This is a genomic window from Vibrio ziniensis, assembly GCF_011064285.1.
In the GTDB taxonomy this organism is placed as follows: Bacteria; Pseudomonadota; Gammaproteobacteria; order Enterobacterales; family Vibrionaceae; genus Vibrio; species Vibrio ziniensis.
On sequence record NZ_CP049331.1, the window covers coordinates 2025564 to 2044087 of the forward strand.

Genomic DNA, 18524 nt, shown 5'->3' on the forward strand with positions numbered 1-18524 from the left:
AATTCTTATCTGTCTTTTGGATCCAGCGCGTCACGTAAACCGTCACCCACATAGTTAAAGCAGAACAGTGTTACCACCATGAATGCCGCAGGGAAGCCAAGCTGCCAAATTGCGATTTCCATCGTGTTTGCACCTTCTTGCAACAGTGCTCCCCAGCTAGTCATAGGCTCTTGAACACCTAAACCAAGGAAAGATAAGAACGATTCAGTCAGAATCATGCTTGGAATCAATAGCGTAGAGTATACGGCTACAATACCTAACACGTTTGGCACGATATGACGAGTAATGATTTTCCAGTTACTGACGCCACATACGTGCGCAGCTTCAATAAACTCTTTGCTACGCAGGCTTAATGTTTGACCACGAACGATACGAGCCATATCAAGCCAAGCGATAGCACCGATAGCAACGAAGATCAAAACGATGTTACGGCCGAAGAAGGTTACCAATACGATAACCAAGAACATGAACGGTACTGCGTATAAGATTTCAAGAATACGCATCATGATACGGTCAACACGCCCACCGATGAAGCCAGAAGCCGCACCGTAAAGCGTACCAATCAGTACGGCAACCAACGCGCCCATGACACCTACCATTAGGGAGATACGGCCACCGATCAAAGTACGAACATAGATATCACGACCTAAACTGTCTGTACCAAACCAATGCTCAGCGTTTGGTGCAACGTGCATTGCATACCAGTCGGTATCATCATAAGTATAAGGTGCGATCATTGGCAGAAATATTACTGCCAAGGTCATAATCGCGAGGATAACAAGACTCACCATCGCTGCTTTGTTTCGCATGAAGCGGATACGAGCGTCCTGCCACAGACTGCGACCCTCGATTTCAAGACTTTCGGAAAACTTTTCAATTGCTTCCAGATTTTCTTTTTTCGTCAACATAGTAATACTTCCTTAGTAACGAATTTTCGGGTCAATCGCTGCCAACAAGATATCTACAATTGCGTTGAACAGGATAAATAAGAAACCAATAAGAATGGTTACACCCATTACCAGAGAGTAGTCACGGTTAAACGCCGCGTTTACGAACAGCTTACCAATACCCGGAAGGCCAAAAATCGTCTCGATAACAACCGAACCAGTAATAATACCTACGAATGCAGGTCCCATGTAGGAAACTACAGGTAACATAGCTGGTTTTAGCGCGTGCTTAACGACGATGTAAGGATAGCTCAAACCTTTAGCACGAGCGGTTCTGATGAAGTTGCTGTTCAGCGTTTCAATCATAGAACCACGAGTGATACGAGCAAAGGTCGCTACGTATAGCAATGACATACCAAGTACAGGAAGCGCCATATACTTGAATGAGCCATCTAACCAGCCCCCTGCAGGGAACCAGCCTAAATTAATTGAGAACAGATAAATCAATACTGGTGCAAGTACGAACGAAGGCATAACTACACCAATCATAGCCGTAGCCATAATTGAATAATCAAGCCACGTGTTTTGCCTTAAAGCGGCAATAGTACCGACAAAGACACCCATGATTACTGTAAAGATGAAAGCGGCAAAACCAACTTTAGCTGACACTGGTAACGCTGCAAAAATCAGCTCGTTTACTGAGTAATCAAGGTACTTAAATGAAGGACCAAAATCACCTTGCAAAACGTTAGTCAGATAGGTGGTGTATTGCTCTAATACAGGCTTATCCAGTCCATATTTCGCTTCGATGTTCGCCATAACTTCTGGCGGTAGTGCGCGCTCACTTGAGAAAGGGTTTCCCGGTGCAAAACGCATTAGAAAGAACGAAACGGTAATCAAAACCAACATGGTTGGAATTGCTTCCAGAATTCGTCTGATAATGAATTTAAACATAAACTCACTCTTCCAGTCTGTGACAATTTAAAACAAAAAAATACTGCATGTACCATCCGCGAACCTCAAGTACATGCAGAATATTACTTAATTATAATTTTATAGCTTGGCTATTTTATTCAGCTTTGATGTACAAATCTTTTGAGTAGATTTTTTCTTCTGCGTTGTTTGCAGGGAAACCACCTACTTTCTTAGATAGTAGACGAGTTTTTACATACTGATAAATCGGAGCAATTGGCATATCTTTCGCCATCAGAGCTTCAGCATCTGCATAAAGTTTTTGACGCTCTTCTTCAGAAGTAGAAGTCAGTGCTTTATCGATGATTGCATCGTAGTCTTTATTACCCCAGTGTTGACCACCAGTTGTGTTATTACTTGTCATCAAAGTTAGGAACGAAGATGCTTCGTTGTAGTCGCCACACCAACCTGCGCGAGCCATTTCGAAGTTACCTTGGTCTTTAGAAGACAGGTACGTTTTCCACTCTTGGTTTTCAAGAGTCACGTCGATACCAAGAGTCTTCTTCCACATAGAACCGATTGCTACAGCCACTTTCTTATGGTTTTCAGAAGTGTTGTATAGAAGGGTAAACTTAAGTGGATTATTCTTATCGTAACCCGCTTCTTTCAGTAGACGTGCAGCTTCTTCGTTACGCTCTTTCTGAGTCATCTTGCCGTAAGCTGGCATTACTGGGTTGAAACCAGAAGTGATCTCAGGCGTTAAGAAGTAAGCTGGCTTTTGACCTTGTCCCATGATTGCATCGCTAACGATGTTACGGTCAATCGCGTAAGAAATCGCTTTACGAACACGAACGTCGTCAAATGGCTTTTTCTTAGTGTTGAACGAGTAGTAGTAAGAACATAGGTTACCTACTACAGAAACCAATTCTGGGTGCTCTTTCTTCAAGCGACGGAAGTGTTCAACTGGAACCTCGTAGCTGATATCGATCTCACCCGCTAGGAAACGGTTCATTTCAGCAACTTGGTTTTCGATCGGTAGGAAAGTTACTTTGTTGATTACAGTGTGTGAATCATCCCAGTATTGAGGGTTACGTTTAAGTACTAAACGCTCGTTCACTACCCAGTTTTCAACAACGTATGCGCCGTTACCAACAAAGTGTTCTGGCTTAGTCCATTGGTCACCAAATTTCTCTACTGTTGCTTGATTAACTGGTTTCATGGTTGTGTGACCAGTCATCATTACGAAATATGGAACCGCAGAATCAAGTTCAACAACTAGAGTATTTGCATCTTTAGCGTGTACACCTAGTTCGCTCTTGTCCTTTTTCCCTGCAATGATATCTGCTGCGTTCTTCATCTGGGTCATTTCCATGTACCAAGAGTATGGAGAAGCAGTTGCAGGATCTACAGCACGTTGCCAGCTGTATACGAAATCTTGTGCAGTTACAGGTTCGCCGTTAGACCATTTAGCACCTTCACGAATGTGGAAAGTGAATGTTTTGTTGTCTGAAGTTTCCCAGCGGTCTGCAACACCAGGAATAACCTTACCGTCAGCATCTTGGTTTACCAAGCCTTCTAGTAGGTCACGAATAACGTGTGATTCTGGAACACCTTGAGATTTGTGCGGGTCAATGGTCGCTACTTCTGTACCGTTACCACGAACGATCTCTTGCACTGGAGCTAGCTTAGTACCCGCAGGTACGTTCGCAGCAAAAGCTGTAAGAGAAGTTGTTGCCACCGCTAGACCAGCACCTAGTAAAAGTGCTTGTGTGATTTTGTTCTTATACATCTGTATAAACTCCAAGTTTTAGTATTGCATCCATGACTTCTTTGCATTTCGGCTAGAACGGCTAACCTAAAAGATGCTGGAATAGACTGAATATAGACATATTCCATACAAAGAATGCGGCAAACATTATCAAGCATTGAAGCAATTTGCCATAAAATTAGAATAAAAAGAGATTATATTCTTACTGAAACTTAATAATTAGAGATAAAATCCAATTCAAAGCCAACGCGCAGGACAACAGCGGAAAGTAATCCTTTACATTAGATATAAATATCGATTTATCTAACTAAAAACGCATTCTCAGCATCTTGCACTAGAAAATAACAATGATTTTAACATTTTGTGCACAATAACAGGGAGGTTGTGTGATTATCATCTCATCAGACGAGAAGAATTTGTGAGCAAGCTCACTCACATGCACTACCTTAGACTTAAACGCCCAATTTTAGCGCATATGAAACCTTAGATTCAGTGTTAAATGGCTATGCAGAACCACACTATGCATCCATACGCTCTACTAAAAAGGCTATGTTAACTACTTCGGATAAGCTCAGCCAAGCTAGTCAGGCGACGTTTTGAATCCTTAACATAAGGATTCTTGATATCCCATGCATAGCCAGCCAATATTGAGCAAATCATCTGTTTAATACGATCATTTGGGGTTTCATAGTAGATGACATCTTGAAACGTGCCATCATACCAACCCTCAACATAAGTTCTAAATGCATTAACTCCGATCATGAGCGGTGTTTCATAGTCGGCTTTCCAATCAACATTTTCACCTTTTATTTGGCGAATGACGCATTTTACAACCAATTGTGCCGATTTCATCGCAATTGTGACACCAGATGAAAAGACAGGATCTAAAAACTCGCCAGCGTTACCCAGTAAGGCATAATGCTGCGTCGCCAGATGCTTAACATTTGCGGAATAGCCTTTTAGCTCACCAGCTGCATTCGGAAACTCTGCGTTCTCAAGCAGTTGTGAAAGAGAGTGTTCTTCTTGAACAAGTTGTTTAATCGCTTCAATTTTTTCTTCAGCATAACCGTCAAAAAATTCAGGCGTCGCTACGATACCTATTGAACAGACACCATTTGAAAAAGGTATTAGCCAGTACCAAACATCAGAGTGCTGGGGATGAACAGAAACAAGAATTTTGTTTCTGTCATAAAGATATTTCTGAGAATCGATATGATCAATGATGTGAGTAAATATCGCTTTACGGGCGGGTAAACAAGAAGGCTCTTCGATATCCAGCAGTTTTGGCAAAACACGACCAAAGCCACTCGCATCTAAAACATAGCATGCGTGAAGCATGTAACAGTGACCACTTTCATCAGCAACAGTAATGATAGACGTTGAGCCCTCAAATTCGATGCTTTTCACTTCATGCTGATAACGAATTTCGACACCTTGTTGCTCTGCACTGTCCGCAAGAACTTTATCGAAATTAGCTCGCTGCACCTGAAAAGTTGTACCCGGGCCGGTTGTAAATTTATTGCAAAAATCAAATTCGGTATAAACGCCATTTTTTCTAAAGGCGGCACCGTTTTTAAACTGAAAACACGCCTCTTCGACAGCTTGAAGCATGCCCGCGTCCTCAAGCACTTCCATACAGGCAGGAAGTAAACTCTCTCCAATAGAGAAACGCGGGAACTTCAACTTCTCAATGACCAGGACCTCAATGCCTTGCCTATGTAACAAAGCTGCGGCTGTCGACCCTGACGGTCCAGCACCGATAATTACAACTTGGCGTTGTTGTATATCCATATACTATTACTATGCCTCTGAGTATTATTTTGCTTTTAACTCTAATAGGGTGTGACCTAAGCCAATATTATCTGTTCGTTCAACGACTTCTAAACCCGCAGCTTCAACGATTTCTAAGAAATCATCACTGCGATAAAAACGGCTGTTACCATTTGCTAGACAAGTAAAATAAAGTGATGTGGCATTTAAACTGTATGACGCTGCATCGTATTTTTGAGCGTCCCAAAATAATTCCAAAATATACACTTTTGAATCTGGCTTAAGCTGTTGTTTAACTCTTTGTAGAATACTCAGAATTTCCATTGGTGAAAAACAGTCCAAAAACTGGCTCATCCACCACACATCAGCCTGCTCAGGTAGCAGTTGATTGCGATCGAGCATATTGGCCGGATAACCACTTACTCTATTTGAAAAGCCATTGTCCTGCGCATTTTTCATTGCCATTTCAAGTTGCTGAGGCAAATCTACAATAGTCACCTGAACATCTTGATCGTAATTACAACACTTCATCGCCCATTTACCAGTATTGCCCCCGATATCAACCAAGGTTTTAGGCTTCGAAGCAAATACTCGCTCAAGAAGAATTGGGAAAGAACGATCAGAATAGAAGTGATCAAATTGGAACCAGCTTTGCTTGGCTTTTTCCGGTAAACGAGAAAGACCTTGATAAATCGTCTCCCAATCGCCCAACTCTTTCAGGCCAGCAGGTTTACCTTCGGTAATAGATTCGGTTAAATGCATCATTGCGGCGTAACACACGTCCGCAGTGAAATCCATATTCGCGCGAGTCATCCCATCATGAAGAATAAAATGTCCCAGATTTGCCAACATATAATTCGGCTTATCCCACGTTACGATATGTGCACTAATCGCCATATCCAAAAGGACCTTTACACCATACTCTGATACACCAGTTTTTTTAGCAAGCGCCTCTGCGTTCGCACCTTGCGAGCCAGCATTATCTAGAGCAGCCAATATACCTAAATCACGCAATGTACGTGCAGTATGAAAAATAATTGGCGCAAAAGATAACTTTTGCGCCTCAGTTTTAGCTTCTAGAGCATTATAAGGATCTTGTTTTTGTTCAAACACGAAAAAACCTAATGATTAGTTATTAAAATTATTTTACTGACGCTCTCGCCAAGTATTTCTGAATATCAACGTTTAAATTATTAATCCAACGATTGTAATTTCGATGAATAGTACCGTCACTAGCTAGTAAGTTTGTAGACGTAACGTAGTTGATTGAATAGTATTTCGCACTATAAGGGATGCTAATTTCTGCACTATGATCTCGAGACAGAAGTTTGAATCCTAGCTCAGTTGAGGTGTTGTTTGAAATAATCCAACCTCGATTAGTTGCTGCGGTAATAATTGCTGCTTTAACTTGTTCACTTTGAAGATTATAAGCGACTGGGGTATTCTCAACATTCATTACAGGCTGAACTCGCCCACAACCAACTAGAAGAACCGCTAACAGGATAGAGACCGTATATTTTATTGCTTTCATAGCATTTCCTTGCTTTGATTAGGGAATAAAGATAAACAAGCATAGTATTCAGCTCACCAAAAAACAAATCAATATCTTATGTCAAATCAATTGCAATTAATCTCATTTAACATCGATTCTTGGTCAGCTAATAGTTTAGGCCTAAATGATCTAAGCTCTTGGGAACAATGGTCCCAAAACCATATGTGGCCAGATAATACAACGATAGAAGCAAGCGCCATTCCTGCGATGATGCGTCGCCGAATGAGTTCACTAAGTAAACTCGCCGTACAAACAGCCATAACACTTATGCAAGAACAGCCAATTGATTACTTGGTTTTTTCAAGCCGTCATGGTGAACTACATCGAAGTACAGAACTCATCAAAAGCATTATTTTGGGAGAAGAAGCATCACCGATGAACTTTTCTCAATCAGTCCATAATACCGCAGCTGGATTATCCACAATAGCAACAAAGCAGGCTATTCCAGTAACTTCTATTTCATCAGCTGAGAATACATTTCATAGTGCTCTGATCGAAGCTTGGCTCTATTTAAAACAATACCCAAAAGCAAAGGTATTGTTAGTAGACTTTGATGAACCATTACCCACAGATTATTCTGAATATGAAGATAAACAGTTCAAAGGTTACGCTTTAGGGCTTGTTTTGTCCGCTGGCAATACATGGCAAGTTGCACAAAGTCCAAAAACAGATACTATCAGTCCCCTTCCGCAAGCTCTGAACTTTTTGACGTACTATTTACGCAAAGATTCAAGCTGGTTAATTGCGAGTAAAAAGGGATCATGGGAATGGCAACGGGCATGAATGCTGTGAACAAATATTGGCGAGTATTTGCTACTGGATTTTGTTTTACAATTTTTGGCATAGGTGGTTTAACACTTAGCTTCATTATTATTCCTTTGATTAGGCTTTCGACAAAAAATACGATTCAACGAGAATATCGAGTACAAAACGTCATTCGATTCACATTCAATCTATTTTGCCGATTAATGAAATTTACCGGTGCTATTGACTACCGCATTGATGGATCAGATATTCTCGCTAATGATAAAAACTGTCTCATCGTGGCTAACCACCCTAGCCTTATCGATTACGTGTTAGTGGCTTCGCAACTCAAGCAATGTGACTGTTTAGTTAAAGCGGCTATTTGGTCAAATCCATTTATGAAGCACATTGTCAAAGCGGCAGGCTATATTCCCAATGAGACACCTGACGACCTGCTTGATTTATGCGAAACGCGTTTTGAACGAGACAATGTTTTATTGGTGTTCCCAGAAGGAACTCGAACTACACCAGGAATGGAACCTAAACTGCAACGTGGCGCAGCCCAAATTGCCATTCGTACCCAAAGAGATTTGCGAGTCATACATATTACAGTTTCACCTAGCTTTCTAACAAAAGAAAAAAAATGGTATCAAGTTCCCGATACCAGACCTTTTTTCCATGTTGAAGTTAAGGATAAAGTTGAGGTTCTGCCCTTTATAGAGCAAACTAACAATCCAACTTCAGCGGCAAGAAGGCTTAATAGCTATCTTGCGAAAGCAATTTTTCCAACATTAAATAATAACTAAGTAGGTTCACGTGGAAGTACTACATAACGAAATTAAGCAGTTGATCATCGACGCACTAAACCTTGAAGATATCTCTATTGAAGAGATTGAAACCGATGCGCCATTATTTGGTGACGGACTTGGCTTAGATTCTATAGATGCGCTTGAACTTGGCTTGGCCATTAAAAAGAAATATAACGTTGTCATCGATGCTGATGATTCAAATACGCGCCAACACTTTTCATCAGTGGCTAACTTAGCCGCGTATATTTCATCTCAAACTGGCAACTAATTTGTAGACAACGATTATGACAGAATTAAATAAGCAACAGGTTTTTGACCAAGTTAAAGATGCATTGGTTGAGCTATTCGAAATCGATGAAGCCGACATTCAACCTGAAGCGCATCTGTATCAAGACCTTGATCTTGATAGTATTGATGCCGTTGATCTAGTCGTTCACCTTCAGAACGTAACTGGTAAAAAAATCAAGCCAGAAGAGTTCAAAATGGTACGCACTGTCGATGATGTTGTTGAATCAGTTCTTGAGCTGCTGAAGGAAGCCTAATGCGCCATTTGCTGACAGGATTGTCTGTAGTCGTCCTGCTCGCTTATCCATTTGCTATATACTTCGGTATCGAGAAATTTGGGCTTAGTATTTTAGGTGGAATCCTTGCTGTCTTCTTTGTATTACGAATTTTCACAGCAGGTCAAACCAAACTAAAAGAATTTAAACAGCTCGCAATTATAAGTGGTCTTGTCGGGATCACTTTAATTGTTCTAGGTGTACTTTTTCGCAGCAACGGTTGGCTACTGTTTTACCCTGTAGTTGTAAATGCATGTATGCTGATGGTCTTCGCCAGCAGTTTAAAGCAACCTCAGACTATCATCGAGAGACTGGCAAGACTTCAAGAGCCAGATCTCCCGAAAAGTGGTGTTCAATACACAAGAAAAGTGACGCAGGTTTGGTGTCTATTTTTCTTATTCAACGGAATTACAGCGCTCTACACCTGTTTCTTACCTATAGAAATTTGGACGTTTTATAACGGACTCATTAGCTACATCCTAATTGGCGCTTTGTTCGCTATCGAATGGGTGGTGCGTCAAATTGTTCGCAAGGATTAAAATTTAATGGCATTTAGTTGTACTGAACTTAGCCCACTCTCCCATTTGTTATTAAATCAACGTCCCAATTCCGCCGTGGCATTTGGTTCTGAAGGCGAAATTAATTGGGCTCAGTTTGTCGCTGATGTCGGTTATCACACCAACTTGCTTAACCATGAAAAGCATCAAAATATCGCACTTTGTGCACGTGACAGCTACTTGTTCACTGTTGGATTGTTTGCACTTTTCCATGCAGGGAAAACTGTTATCTTGCCGGGCAATTATCAACCAGAAGCGTTAGAAGAATTAAGCTCGCAATTTGATTTTTTGCTCTGCGATGACGCTATTTCACCATTACGATCAACGCCAACTCAGAGTTTAACTACCGGACATCAAGACAGTTTACAGATTTTCCAGTCTTTAGACTTAGAAAGCATCCAGCTTATCTTATTTACTTCAGGCTCAAGTGGTACGCCCAAAGCAATTCACAAAACGTTACATCAGCTCAATGTCGAAATTGAAATTTTGCATTCTCTGTGGGGAGAGAAAGCCCTTAACAGCAGATTTGAAAGTACTGTTTCGCATCAGCATATTTATGGTCTGCTGTTTAGAGTTCTTTGGCCAATCTGCGCAGGAAACCCTTTTGCTCGACACAGTTTGGAATTTCCAGAACAAATTACTCATCATGCAAATAACGACACAGTGCTCGTGAGCAGCCCAGCCCTGCTCAAACGTTTGACAGAAGAACATCAACCAACACAGTTAAGATGTCTTTTTTCATCGGGTGGACCACTGCCTTTTGTAGCAGCAAGCCACGCTGAGGAGCTATTTGGTATTCGACCGATAGAAGTGTTTGGTAGCACGGAAACTGGTGGTATTGCTTTTCGTCAGCAGACAACAGAACAATTGCCATGGACACTGTTTCCAAAAGTAGAAGCACAATTGAACCAAGAAAATTGCTTGCGTTTACGTTCATCACACATTGACCCAAGCGGTTGGTATCAAACCGCTGACGAATGTGAATTCGTGTCTAAAGATCAGTTTATTTTGAAAGGTCGCACGGATCGGATAATCAAAGTTGAAGAAAAGCGCGTATCACTGGTAGAAGTAGAAAAGCGTGTTGACCAACTGGACTACGTTAAAGAATGTGCCATTATCCCGATACAACAAGCAGAGCGTTTAATTCTGGCGGCAGCAATTGTGCTGACTGACAGTGGCAAAACAAAGCTTGTGGAACTAGGTAAAGGAAAATTTTGGCTCTTGCTTCGTAATGAACTAAGAAACTGGCTAGAGCCTATTGCTGTACCACGCAGTTTTAGAGTGGTAAAAGAGATCCCATTAAACAGTCAAGGTAAGCGACAAGTCGCTGAGCTTGAAAAATTATTCCAATAAAAACGAAGAAAACGCCGACACTATGATGGCTAAAAGAAAACCAACGTTACTGGCTTGCGAGCAATCAGAGCAACATGTGTTGCTGACTTTTAAAGTGGACGCAGACATCCAAGATTTTAAGGGGCATTTTAACCACTTTCCCCTACTGCCTGGTGTCACTCAAATTGATTGGGCAATCTTTTACTCTAGTCAGTATTTAAACACTCCGGTTAACTTTAAAGGCATGGAAGTAATTAAGTTCCAAGAACCTATTTTGCCAAACGCCGAAGTAACCCTTAGCCTGACTTGGGATGAAAGCAAACATAAGCTAGCTTTTCACTACCAATCTCAAAGAGACGGTGGCGTGGTAACGCATTCATCAGGCAAAATGAAGCTGGGAGATGCTAGTGAGTAAGCTTGATTACCGTCCATGCTTTTTAATTCCTTGTTATAACCATGGTGGAACCGTAGCCGGTGTTTTAGATTCGCTTACAGCGTTTAATCTTCCTGTATTCCTTGTCGATGACGGAAGTAATAACGAGACTAAATTTGCATTGCAAGAAGCAGCTCAGCGCGCAAATGTTTCGCTGATTACGTTACCTAATAACCAAGGCAAAGGCGCTGCGGTAATGGCGGGTATACGCCACGCTAATTGGCTTGGTTTCAGCCATGTGATTCAAATTGACGCTGACGGCCAACATGACATCGCAGCATTACCGAATCTTATTGAGACCTCCAAGAACAACCCAAACCACTTAATTTCCGGACAACCAGTTTACGACGAGAGTGTTCCCAAAGCTCGTCTGTATGGTCGATATGTCACTCATGTGTGGGTGTGGATTGAAACACTTTCGCTGGAAATTAAAGACAGCATGTGCGGTTTTCGCGCTTATCCGGTTAAAGCAGCTATAGATGTCATGAATAACAATGACATCGGTAGTCGCATGGATTTCGATACTGAAATTTTTGTTCGAATGTTTTGGAATGGTGCACAGTTTAAGTTCATCAATACTCGTGTGATTTATCCTGAGAACGGAATTTCCCATTTTGATTCACTTTGGGATAACCTCAAAATCAGTTGGATGCATACCCGATTGTTCTTCGGTATGTTGCCGAGAATTCCGAAGCTATTGCTGCATAAAAGAACGTCAGATGGCGATGAGCACTGGTCAAAGCGTCAAGAACGCGGAACCGTTTTAGGTATAAAAATACTGATGGCGATATACAAGCTGTTGGGTAGAAAGGTATTCCGTGGAATTTTAAAGCTGGTGATGGGTTATTATCATCTCACAGGCAAACAAGCGAAAACATCTTCAGAACAGTTTTTAGCTCAGCTTAAAACCTATGCCAAAGAGCAGCAGGTAACTCTCGACAAAAATCTGACCAGCTATAACCATTTATTGTCGTTCGGCGAAACCATGCTAGACAAGCTGGCAGCTTGGCGCGGAGATTTCAATGTCGACAATCTCACTGTGCATGGTCAGGAACAACTAACACCACTAATTGAACAAAAGCGTGGCGTGCTGCTGTTAGGTTCTCACTTAGGCAATATCGAACTGTGCCGAGCGTTAAGCCGACGCCATACGCATCTTAAAATAAATGCGTTAGTGTTTACTGAGCATGCCGAGCGATTTAATGCGGTAATGAAAGCCGTCAATCCGACATCAGAACTCAATCTTATTCAAGTTAGCAAGATAGGTCCTGATACCGCCATCATACTCCAGCAAATGATAGAGCGTGGAGAATGGGTGGTCATTGTTGGTGACAGAACATCGACTAGCGTAGAAAATCGGGTTGTTTGGGCAGAATTTCTCGGCAAGCAGGCACCGTTTCCACAAGGTCCTTTTATGCTGGCTTCCGTATTATCTGCGCCTGTATACCTTATTTTTGGATTGCGGGATGATCAAAGCAAGCAACCACATTTTGATGTCTACTTTGAACATTTTAGCGATGGTATCAAACTACCACGTTCAACTAGACAACAATCTTTGCAGCAAGTCGTTCAGCAATACGCTGATCGCTTACAACACTACACACTGAAAACTCCATTACAGTGGTACAACTTCTTCAACTTCTGGGAATTAAGTAAACACCATGACGAAGACCAACGACAATAACATTTTATTCGGCGCACAGCGTCTGACCATTGAGGACGTCGTTTCAATCGCACAAGGCGCTTCAGCTTCTATTAACTCTTCAGCCGAATTTACGGCCAAGATTGACCGTGGAGTGGCGTTTTTGGAACGTCTACTTAAAGAAGAAGGCGTGATTTATGGCGTAACAACGGGTTATGGCGATTCATGTACTGTAGCGATTCCAACAAACTTAGTTGAGGAGCTACCACTGCATCTAACCCGTTTTCATGGCTGTGGATTAGGTGAGATATTAACTCACCAACAGTCACGTGCGGTATTAGCAACTCGCTTATGTTCACTTGCACAGGGTGTATCAGGTGTGTCACACGATGTTCTCAATCAGATTATTCATCTGATTAATCACGATATTGCACCTCGTATTCCGCAAGAAGGTTCTGTGGGTGCAAGTGGTGACTTAACACCCCTGTCATACGTTGCTGCAACACTGATTGGTGAACGTGAAGTTCTCTACAAAGGTGAAATTCGCCCAACTCAAGACGTCTTTGCTGAACTAGGTTTAACGCCAATTAAACTCAAGCCAAAAGAAGGTTTGGCTTTGATGAACGGCACATCAGTTATGACAGCCCTCGCCTGCTTAGCCTATCAGCGCGCAGAATATTTAGCACAGCTATGCACTAAAATCACTGCACTGGTTTCAATCGGCATGCAAGGTAATGACTTCCATTTTGATGAAGCATTATTTGCCGTAAAACCTCACCCAGGACAGCAACAAATTGCAGCTTGGCTACGCGCAGATCTACAGGCAGAACGCCCACCTCGCAATAGTGACCGCTTACAAGACCGTTACTCGCTACGTTGTGCACCACATGTTATTGGTACTGTGCAAGATGCTCTTCCTTGGTTACGTCAGCTTATTGAAAACGAACTTAACAGCGCGAATGACAACCCAATTATTGATGGTGACAACGAGCGCGTGCTTCACGGTGGTCACTTCTATGGTGGTCATATTGCAATGGCGATGGACACTCTAAAAACCTGTATTGCTAACCTTGCAGATCTTCTTGACCGCCAGATGGCGCAGTTGATGGATTACAAATTCAACAACGGTTTACCGTTTAACTTAACGGGCGCCGAGGGAGAACGTAAACCAATCAATCACGGCTTCAAAGCGGTACAAATTGGCATTTCAGCGTGGACAGCAGAAGCATTGAAACATACCATGCCAGCAAGCGTGTTCTCTCGATCAACAGAGTGTCACAACCAAGATAAAGTAAGCATGGGCACTATCGCTGCTCGCGATTGTTTGCGCGTACTACAACTTACCGAGCAAGTTGCAGCGGCATCTTTGCTAGCATCCATCCAAGCCATCGAAATACGTAAACGCCACAATGAAATTGATGAATGTCACATGAGTGCCAGCGTGAACCAAATTATGGCGCAAGTCGAAGAAGACTTTAAGTTTGTGGTGGAAGATCGTCCGTTAGAGGCTGACCTTCGCTTGTGTATTGAACGTATTCAATCTCAGCACTGGAAGCTGTACTAGGAGTGGTGATGGAAAACATCAGCTTCCCATTAGAGACCGAAGTGGTGGTAACCACTTCGTTTCAAGATGCAGATCCTATGGGAGTTATCTACCACGGCAACTATTTCCGCTACTTCGAGGAAGCCCGTCGTGTATTACTGGATAAAATCGCTTACGGTTACATCGCAATGAGTGAATCAGGCCACATGTGGCCTGTCATTGATACTCGAGTGAAATATATCAAAGCCATTCCTTTTAATCATGAGATACGCATCTGTGCCAAGTTGACCGAGTGGGAAAACCGTCTACGTATTGATTACATCATTTTTGACGCGCAGACGGGTAAAAGAATGTGCAAGGCTTACACTACACAGGTTGCCGTAAGCATCAGTGATCAGGAAATGTGTTTCGTGTCGCCAAAACTCTTCTTGGATAAAGTTGAACATTGGCATCTAACAGGCGAGTGTTTGCAATGATTAAAGCACTAAAAAGCATAGCAATGTCTATCTGTTTGAGTTTACTCACTGCAACGAGTTCTTGGGCTCAAGTGGCAGACCTAGCCTCATTGCAAACCCAACTACAGCAACATCCAATTGTTCGTGGTAGCTTTACCCAAAGCCGCACCTTAGCGATGTTTGAACAGCCTTTAGTCTCTGAAGGCTCGTTTCTGCTTGAAAAACAAAACGGCTTATTATGGCAACAAAGCACACCGTTTCCTGTCAATCTGGTGCTAACACAAGACAAGCTACGCCAAACTTTTGCTAATCAGCCAGCTCAAGTCATTACTGCCAAAGAGAATCCTATGGCGTTTTACTTCAGCAAAATCTTCTTATCTGTTTTTCATGGGGACACACAGCAACTGAAAAGTCAGTTTGTTCTTCAATTCGAATCACATACTGAACACTGGCAGTTGGTATTAATCCCGAAGGAAGCGCCGCTGAATGCCGTTTTCAGTTCCATCGTTATACAAGGCAATCAAGATATCGATTCATTAGTTTTAGAAGAAGTGAGAGGCGATAAAACTGAGATCACCTTTACTAATCAGACTCACCAACCTGAGAATTTAACGGATGCTGAACAAGCTCAGTTCCAGTTTTAACCATTCCAAGCTCGCTCTAATCTGGCTTATATTGGTCGTACTAAGCTGTGCTCTACTGCTAAAACAGTGGGGCTTTAGTTCATCGGTACCGATCGAAACTGACATCATGAAGCTGCTTCCGCAAAGCCGGCAAGATCCCTTAGCTCAAGTTGCGTTTGATAAAATCACCAGTAGTGTCAGTGACAAAGTAGTTTTTGTTCTTAAAGGCAGTGACGACCAGAAACTGTTTGCCGCTGCTGAAACGTTTCAAGATTCGCTTTTAAAGCTAAGCGAGTTTGTCCAAATTACTGGCAAAATTGATCAGCAAAAACAAAACGCTTGGAGCCGTTACTACTTCTCTCATCGTTTTCAGTTTTTGACCGATGAACAGCGTACACGTTTACAAAAAGCACCTGATCAGCAAGTTCAAAAAGTCATTCAAACTATCTACAACCCTTTTTCTGGTGTTACTGGATCAGAGTTATCCAGTGACCCCTTTTTGCTGTTTCGCGATTATTTGAGCCAATTAAACCAACTGACAACACAATTTCAGATTCAAAAAGGTTTTCTGACGACTCAATATCAAAACGATACCTTTGTGTTGATTACGGCCACTTTGGCCGATTCACCGTATAGCATGAGTGCACAGCAAGTTGTGCCTAAACTGATGAGTTTAGAACAGGCACTAAAGACTAGCTACGACGTTGAAAGCGCTCATACCGGAGTTCTGTTCTATGCCGACTTTGGTACCCAAAGTGCGAAATCAGAGATCAGCACCATTGGTCTTTTCTCACTGCTAGGCGTTGTTGTTGTTATCCTATTTGTGTTCCGTAGCGCGGCACCTTTGCTAATGGCTCTGCTCTCTATCAGCGTAGGACTGTTGGTCGCCCTTGTCGCGACCACCGCGATATTCGGCAAAGTTCACCTGTTCAGCTTGGTATTTGGTGCAAGTTTAATCGGTGTATCTATCGACTATGCCTTCCATTACCTGACAGACCGCCTAGCCGCTCAGGACAAATGGGACAGCATAAAAGGACTGAAACACATTTTCACCGCGATTACTCTCGGACTGATCACCAGTTTAATTGGCTATTTAGGTTTGCTCATTGCGCCATTTCCTGGCTTGCAGCAACTGGCGTTGTTTTCTGCTCTTGGTTTAATTGCAGCTTATGCTACCGTCGTCGCTTGGTATCCAATCCTCGCTCGTAAAGCGACACCTCAACGAACATTACCAGGCAAGAAGCTTTGGCGTTGGTGGTTAGCACTATGGCAAAAACGAAGTACAAGAATAGCATTACCTGCTGTACTTCTGCTTTTGAGTGCAGTTCAATTGGTACAAGTGAACTACGACGATGATATTCGTCAGCTTCAAGCCATGCCTCAGGCGCTAAAGAAACAGGAAGACATTATTAACCAAGTCTCCGGGGTGAAATCTTCTCAGCAAATGTTGGTGGTCCGTGCACCTAGTGATGAGGCCCTACTCACTAGACTTGAGCAACTAGATAACACCTTAGGTGATTGGAAGAAACAACAAGCCATCATGGGCTATCAGAGTTTGAGTCAATATCTGCCCTCAATGTCCAGACAAAAGACTGATTATCAACTGGTGCAAACTCTTTATCAGAATTATGCCTCTTCACTGGCTCAGTTATTAAAATTGTCAGCACAACCATCACTAGATGAAACAATGGCCCCTGTTAGCCTTGCTGATTACCTGAAACAGAGTGTTTCAGAACCAGTACAGTTCCTTTATTTAGGCAAAGTTGGTGAGGATTTTGCGTCCGTTATCATGCTCAGAGAGGTGAACAACGCTGAACAAATAAAAGCTTTTGCTAACAAAAATATGGATATAAGTTACTTAGATAAAGCAGAAGAAATATCAACATTGTTTGGTGAATACCGAACTAAAGTGATGGAGTTATTAATCGCTGCTTTAGTCGGTATTTCTCTGCTACTGGCTAGACGGTATGGCTTTTCACATATGTTACGCATCGTGTTCCCATGTGTGATCGCCTGTTTAGTGGGGATAGCGGTAACCACATTAACCGGTTCTACGCTCAACCTGTTTAACTTACTCGCACTGGTTCTCGTCATCGGTATTGGTATCGACTACACATTGTTTTTCGCCGAACAAGCACAAAGTCGCAGTACTTTACTGGCGATTACTCTATCAGCCATGACAACCCTACTGTCCTTTGGTCTACTGTCACTCAGTGAAACCCATGCGATACACAGCTTTGGCTTAACGACTCTAAGCGGCATTTTTGTCGCGTGGCTGCTTTCGCCACTTGCAATTAAAAGGCAAATAAATCAATGAAATGGCTAACAACACTTTTGGCTTGCCTATGGCTAATGGGTTGTAGTTTGCAACCACAATCCTCTTCTACAACCGTGGAAATCGCACAAGATGTTTGGGTAGAGCTCCCTGCGCCAAATGCACTGGGTCAGTCCTTAAACGCTACTCAATTAATTTCGGCACAGTGGCAAGACGAGCGCGGTAATACGCAAACTCAACAATTACCAGTGCAGTTACAGATCGATGCTCAGCACGTTGTTTTAGCGGGTTTCTCATCTTGGGGAACGCGATTACTATCACTTGATTACGATGGTGAAAATATTTCAACACAAGTGTTAAGTGGTTTAGAAAATACCCTGCCGAAACCAGAACAAGTGTTATTTAATTTGATGATCACCCTATGGCCTCTAAGTGCTTGGGAAGCACCATTAAATAAGGTAAGGTGGTCCATTATTGATGACCAACATCAACGCATTATTAAGAACAATACTGGAGAATCAGTGTTGATCATTAGTTATGATGGTGAAACACCACTTGAAGGTGATATTCATTTTTTAAACAAGCCGTTGAATTATTCGATCACGATACAAACATTGAACCATCACGCAAATTTAACAACGACAGAATAGTAGAAAACCTAG

19 protein-coding genes are annotated in these 18524 nt (G+C 42.2%); 13 read left to right on the plus strand and 6 right to left on the minus strand.

The features are described 5' to 3' along the window. Positions 1–5: 5 nt before the first annotated feature. The 6 genes from oppC to G5S32_RS09270 all read right to left on the minus strand — a co-directional run bounded on the left by oppC (position 6) and on the right by G5S32_RS09270 (position 6868). The gene (gene oppC / locus G5S32_RS09245; protein ID WP_165311743.1) at positions 6–908 is read right to left on the minus strand and encodes an oligopeptide ABC transporter permease OppC; all 903 of its coding nucleotides are present in this window, start codon (positions 906–908) and stop codon (positions 6–8) included. Between the two features lie 12 nt (positions 909–920). Continuing rightward, on the minus strand, positions 921–1841 hold the full coding sequence (gene oppB / locus G5S32_RS09250) for an oligopeptide ABC transporter permease OppB (protein ID WP_165311744.1): 921 nt from the start codon (positions 1839–1841) through the stop codon (positions 921–923). A 115-nt stretch (positions 1842–1956) separates the two neighbouring features. Then, positions 1957–3588 (minus strand): ABC transporter substrate-binding protein, encoded by a 1632-nt coding sequence (locus tag G5S32_RS09255; protein ID WP_165311745.1) that lies wholly within the window; start codon positions 3586–3588, stop codon positions 1957–1959. A gap of 531 nt (positions 3589–4119) precedes the next feature. Beyond that, positions 4120–5358 (minus strand): NAD(P)/FAD-dependent oxidoreductase, encoded by a 1239-nt coding sequence (locus tag G5S32_RS09260; RefSeq protein WP_165311746.1) that lies wholly within the window; start codon positions 5356–5358, stop codon positions 4120–4122. A 24-nt stretch (positions 5359–5382) separates the two neighbouring features. Continuing rightward, on the minus strand, positions 5383–6450 hold the full coding sequence (locus G5S32_RS09265) for a methyltransferase (RefSeq protein ID WP_165311747.1): 1068 nt from the start codon (positions 6448–6450) through the stop codon (positions 5383–5385). A gap of 28 nt (positions 6451–6478) precedes the next feature. Further along, positions 6479–6868, minus strand: coding sequence for a hypothetical protein (locus tag G5S32_RS09270; RefSeq protein WP_165311748.1), 390 nt, complete (start codon positions 6866–6868; stop codon positions 6479–6481). 78 nt (positions 6869–6946) lie between these two features. Between G5S32_RS09270 and G5S32_RS09275 the strand changes: the two genes are divergently transcribed. The 13 genes from G5S32_RS09275 to G5S32_RS09335 are packed head-to-tail and all read left to right on the plus strand — an operon-like array spanning position 6947 to position 18512. Continuing rightward, complete coding sequence (locus G5S32_RS09275; protein WP_165311749.1) at positions 6947–7672, plus strand: beta-ketoacyl synthase chain length factor; 726 nt, start codon at positions 6947–6949, stop codon at positions 7670–7672. Then, on the plus strand, positions 7669–8439 hold the full coding sequence (locus G5S32_RS09280; RefSeq protein ID WP_165312765.1) for a lysophospholipid acyltransferase family protein: 771 nt from the start codon (positions 7669–7671) through the stop codon (positions 8437–8439). The genes G5S32_RS09275 and G5S32_RS09280 overlap by 4 nt, the downstream gene beginning before the upstream one ends. 10 nt (positions 8440–8449) lie before the next feature. Continuing rightward, entirely contained in the window at positions 8450–8710 is a 261-nt protein-coding gene (locus G5S32_RS09285) for a phosphopantetheine-binding protein (RefSeq protein ID WP_165311750.1), read from the plus strand. Between the two features lie 16 nt (positions 8711–8726). Continuing rightward, a complete protein-coding gene (locus G5S32_RS09290; RefSeq protein ID WP_165311751.1) occupies positions 8727–8984 on the plus strand; it encodes an acyl carrier protein in 258 nt (85 codons plus the stop codon). Further along, the gene (locus tag G5S32_RS09295; protein ID WP_165311752.1) at positions 8984–9541 is read left to right on the plus strand and encodes a COG4648 family protein; all 558 of its coding nucleotides are present in this window, start codon (positions 8984–8986) and stop codon (positions 9539–9541) included. The genes G5S32_RS09290 and G5S32_RS09295 overlap by 1 nt, the downstream gene beginning before the upstream one ends. Positions 9542–9547: 6 nt before the next feature. After that, a complete protein-coding gene (locus G5S32_RS09300; protein WP_165311753.1) occupies positions 9548–10912 on the plus strand; it encodes an AMP-binding protein in 1365 nt (454 codons plus the stop codon). A 25-nt stretch (positions 10913–10937) separates the two neighbouring features. Continuing rightward, a complete protein-coding gene (locus G5S32_RS09305) occupies positions 10938–11306 on the plus strand; it encodes an ApeI family dehydratase (RefSeq protein ID WP_207621625.1) in 369 nt (122 codons plus the stop codon). Continuing rightward, positions 11299–13008, plus strand: a complete 1710-nt coding sequence (locus tag G5S32_RS09310; RefSeq protein WP_425509194.1) for a glycosyltransferase family 2 protein — start codon at positions 11299–11301, stop codon at positions 13006–13008. Before G5S32_RS09305 ends, G5S32_RS09310 begins: the two co-directional genes overlap by 8 nt. Beyond that, positions 12986–14530, plus strand: coding sequence for an HAL/PAL/TAL family ammonia-lyase (locus G5S32_RS09315; protein WP_165311756.1), 1545 nt, complete (start codon positions 12986–12988; stop codon positions 14528–14530). Before G5S32_RS09310 ends, G5S32_RS09315 begins: the two co-directional genes overlap by 23 nt. A gap of 8 nt (positions 14531–14538) precedes the next feature. After that, on the plus strand, positions 14539–14985 hold the full coding sequence (locus G5S32_RS09320; protein WP_425509195.1) for an acyl-CoA thioesterase: 447 nt from the start codon (positions 14539–14541) through the stop codon (positions 14983–14985). After that, a complete protein-coding gene (locus G5S32_RS09325) occupies positions 14982–15608 on the plus strand; it encodes an outer membrane lipoprotein carrier protein LolA (protein WP_165311758.1) in 627 nt (208 codons plus the stop codon). Before G5S32_RS09320 ends, G5S32_RS09325 begins: the two co-directional genes overlap by 4 nt. Next, on the plus strand, positions 15580–17904 hold the full coding sequence (locus G5S32_RS09330) for an MMPL family transporter (RefSeq protein ID WP_165311759.1): 2325 nt from the start codon (positions 15580–15582) through the stop codon (positions 17902–17904). Before G5S32_RS09325 ends, G5S32_RS09330 begins: the two co-directional genes overlap by 29 nt. After that, entirely contained in the window at positions 17901–18512 is a 612-nt protein-coding gene (locus G5S32_RS09335) for a DUF3261 domain-containing protein (protein WP_165311760.1), read from the plus strand. The genes G5S32_RS09330 and G5S32_RS09335 overlap by 4 nt, the downstream gene beginning before the upstream one ends. Positions 18513–18524 lie beyond the last annotated feature (12 nt).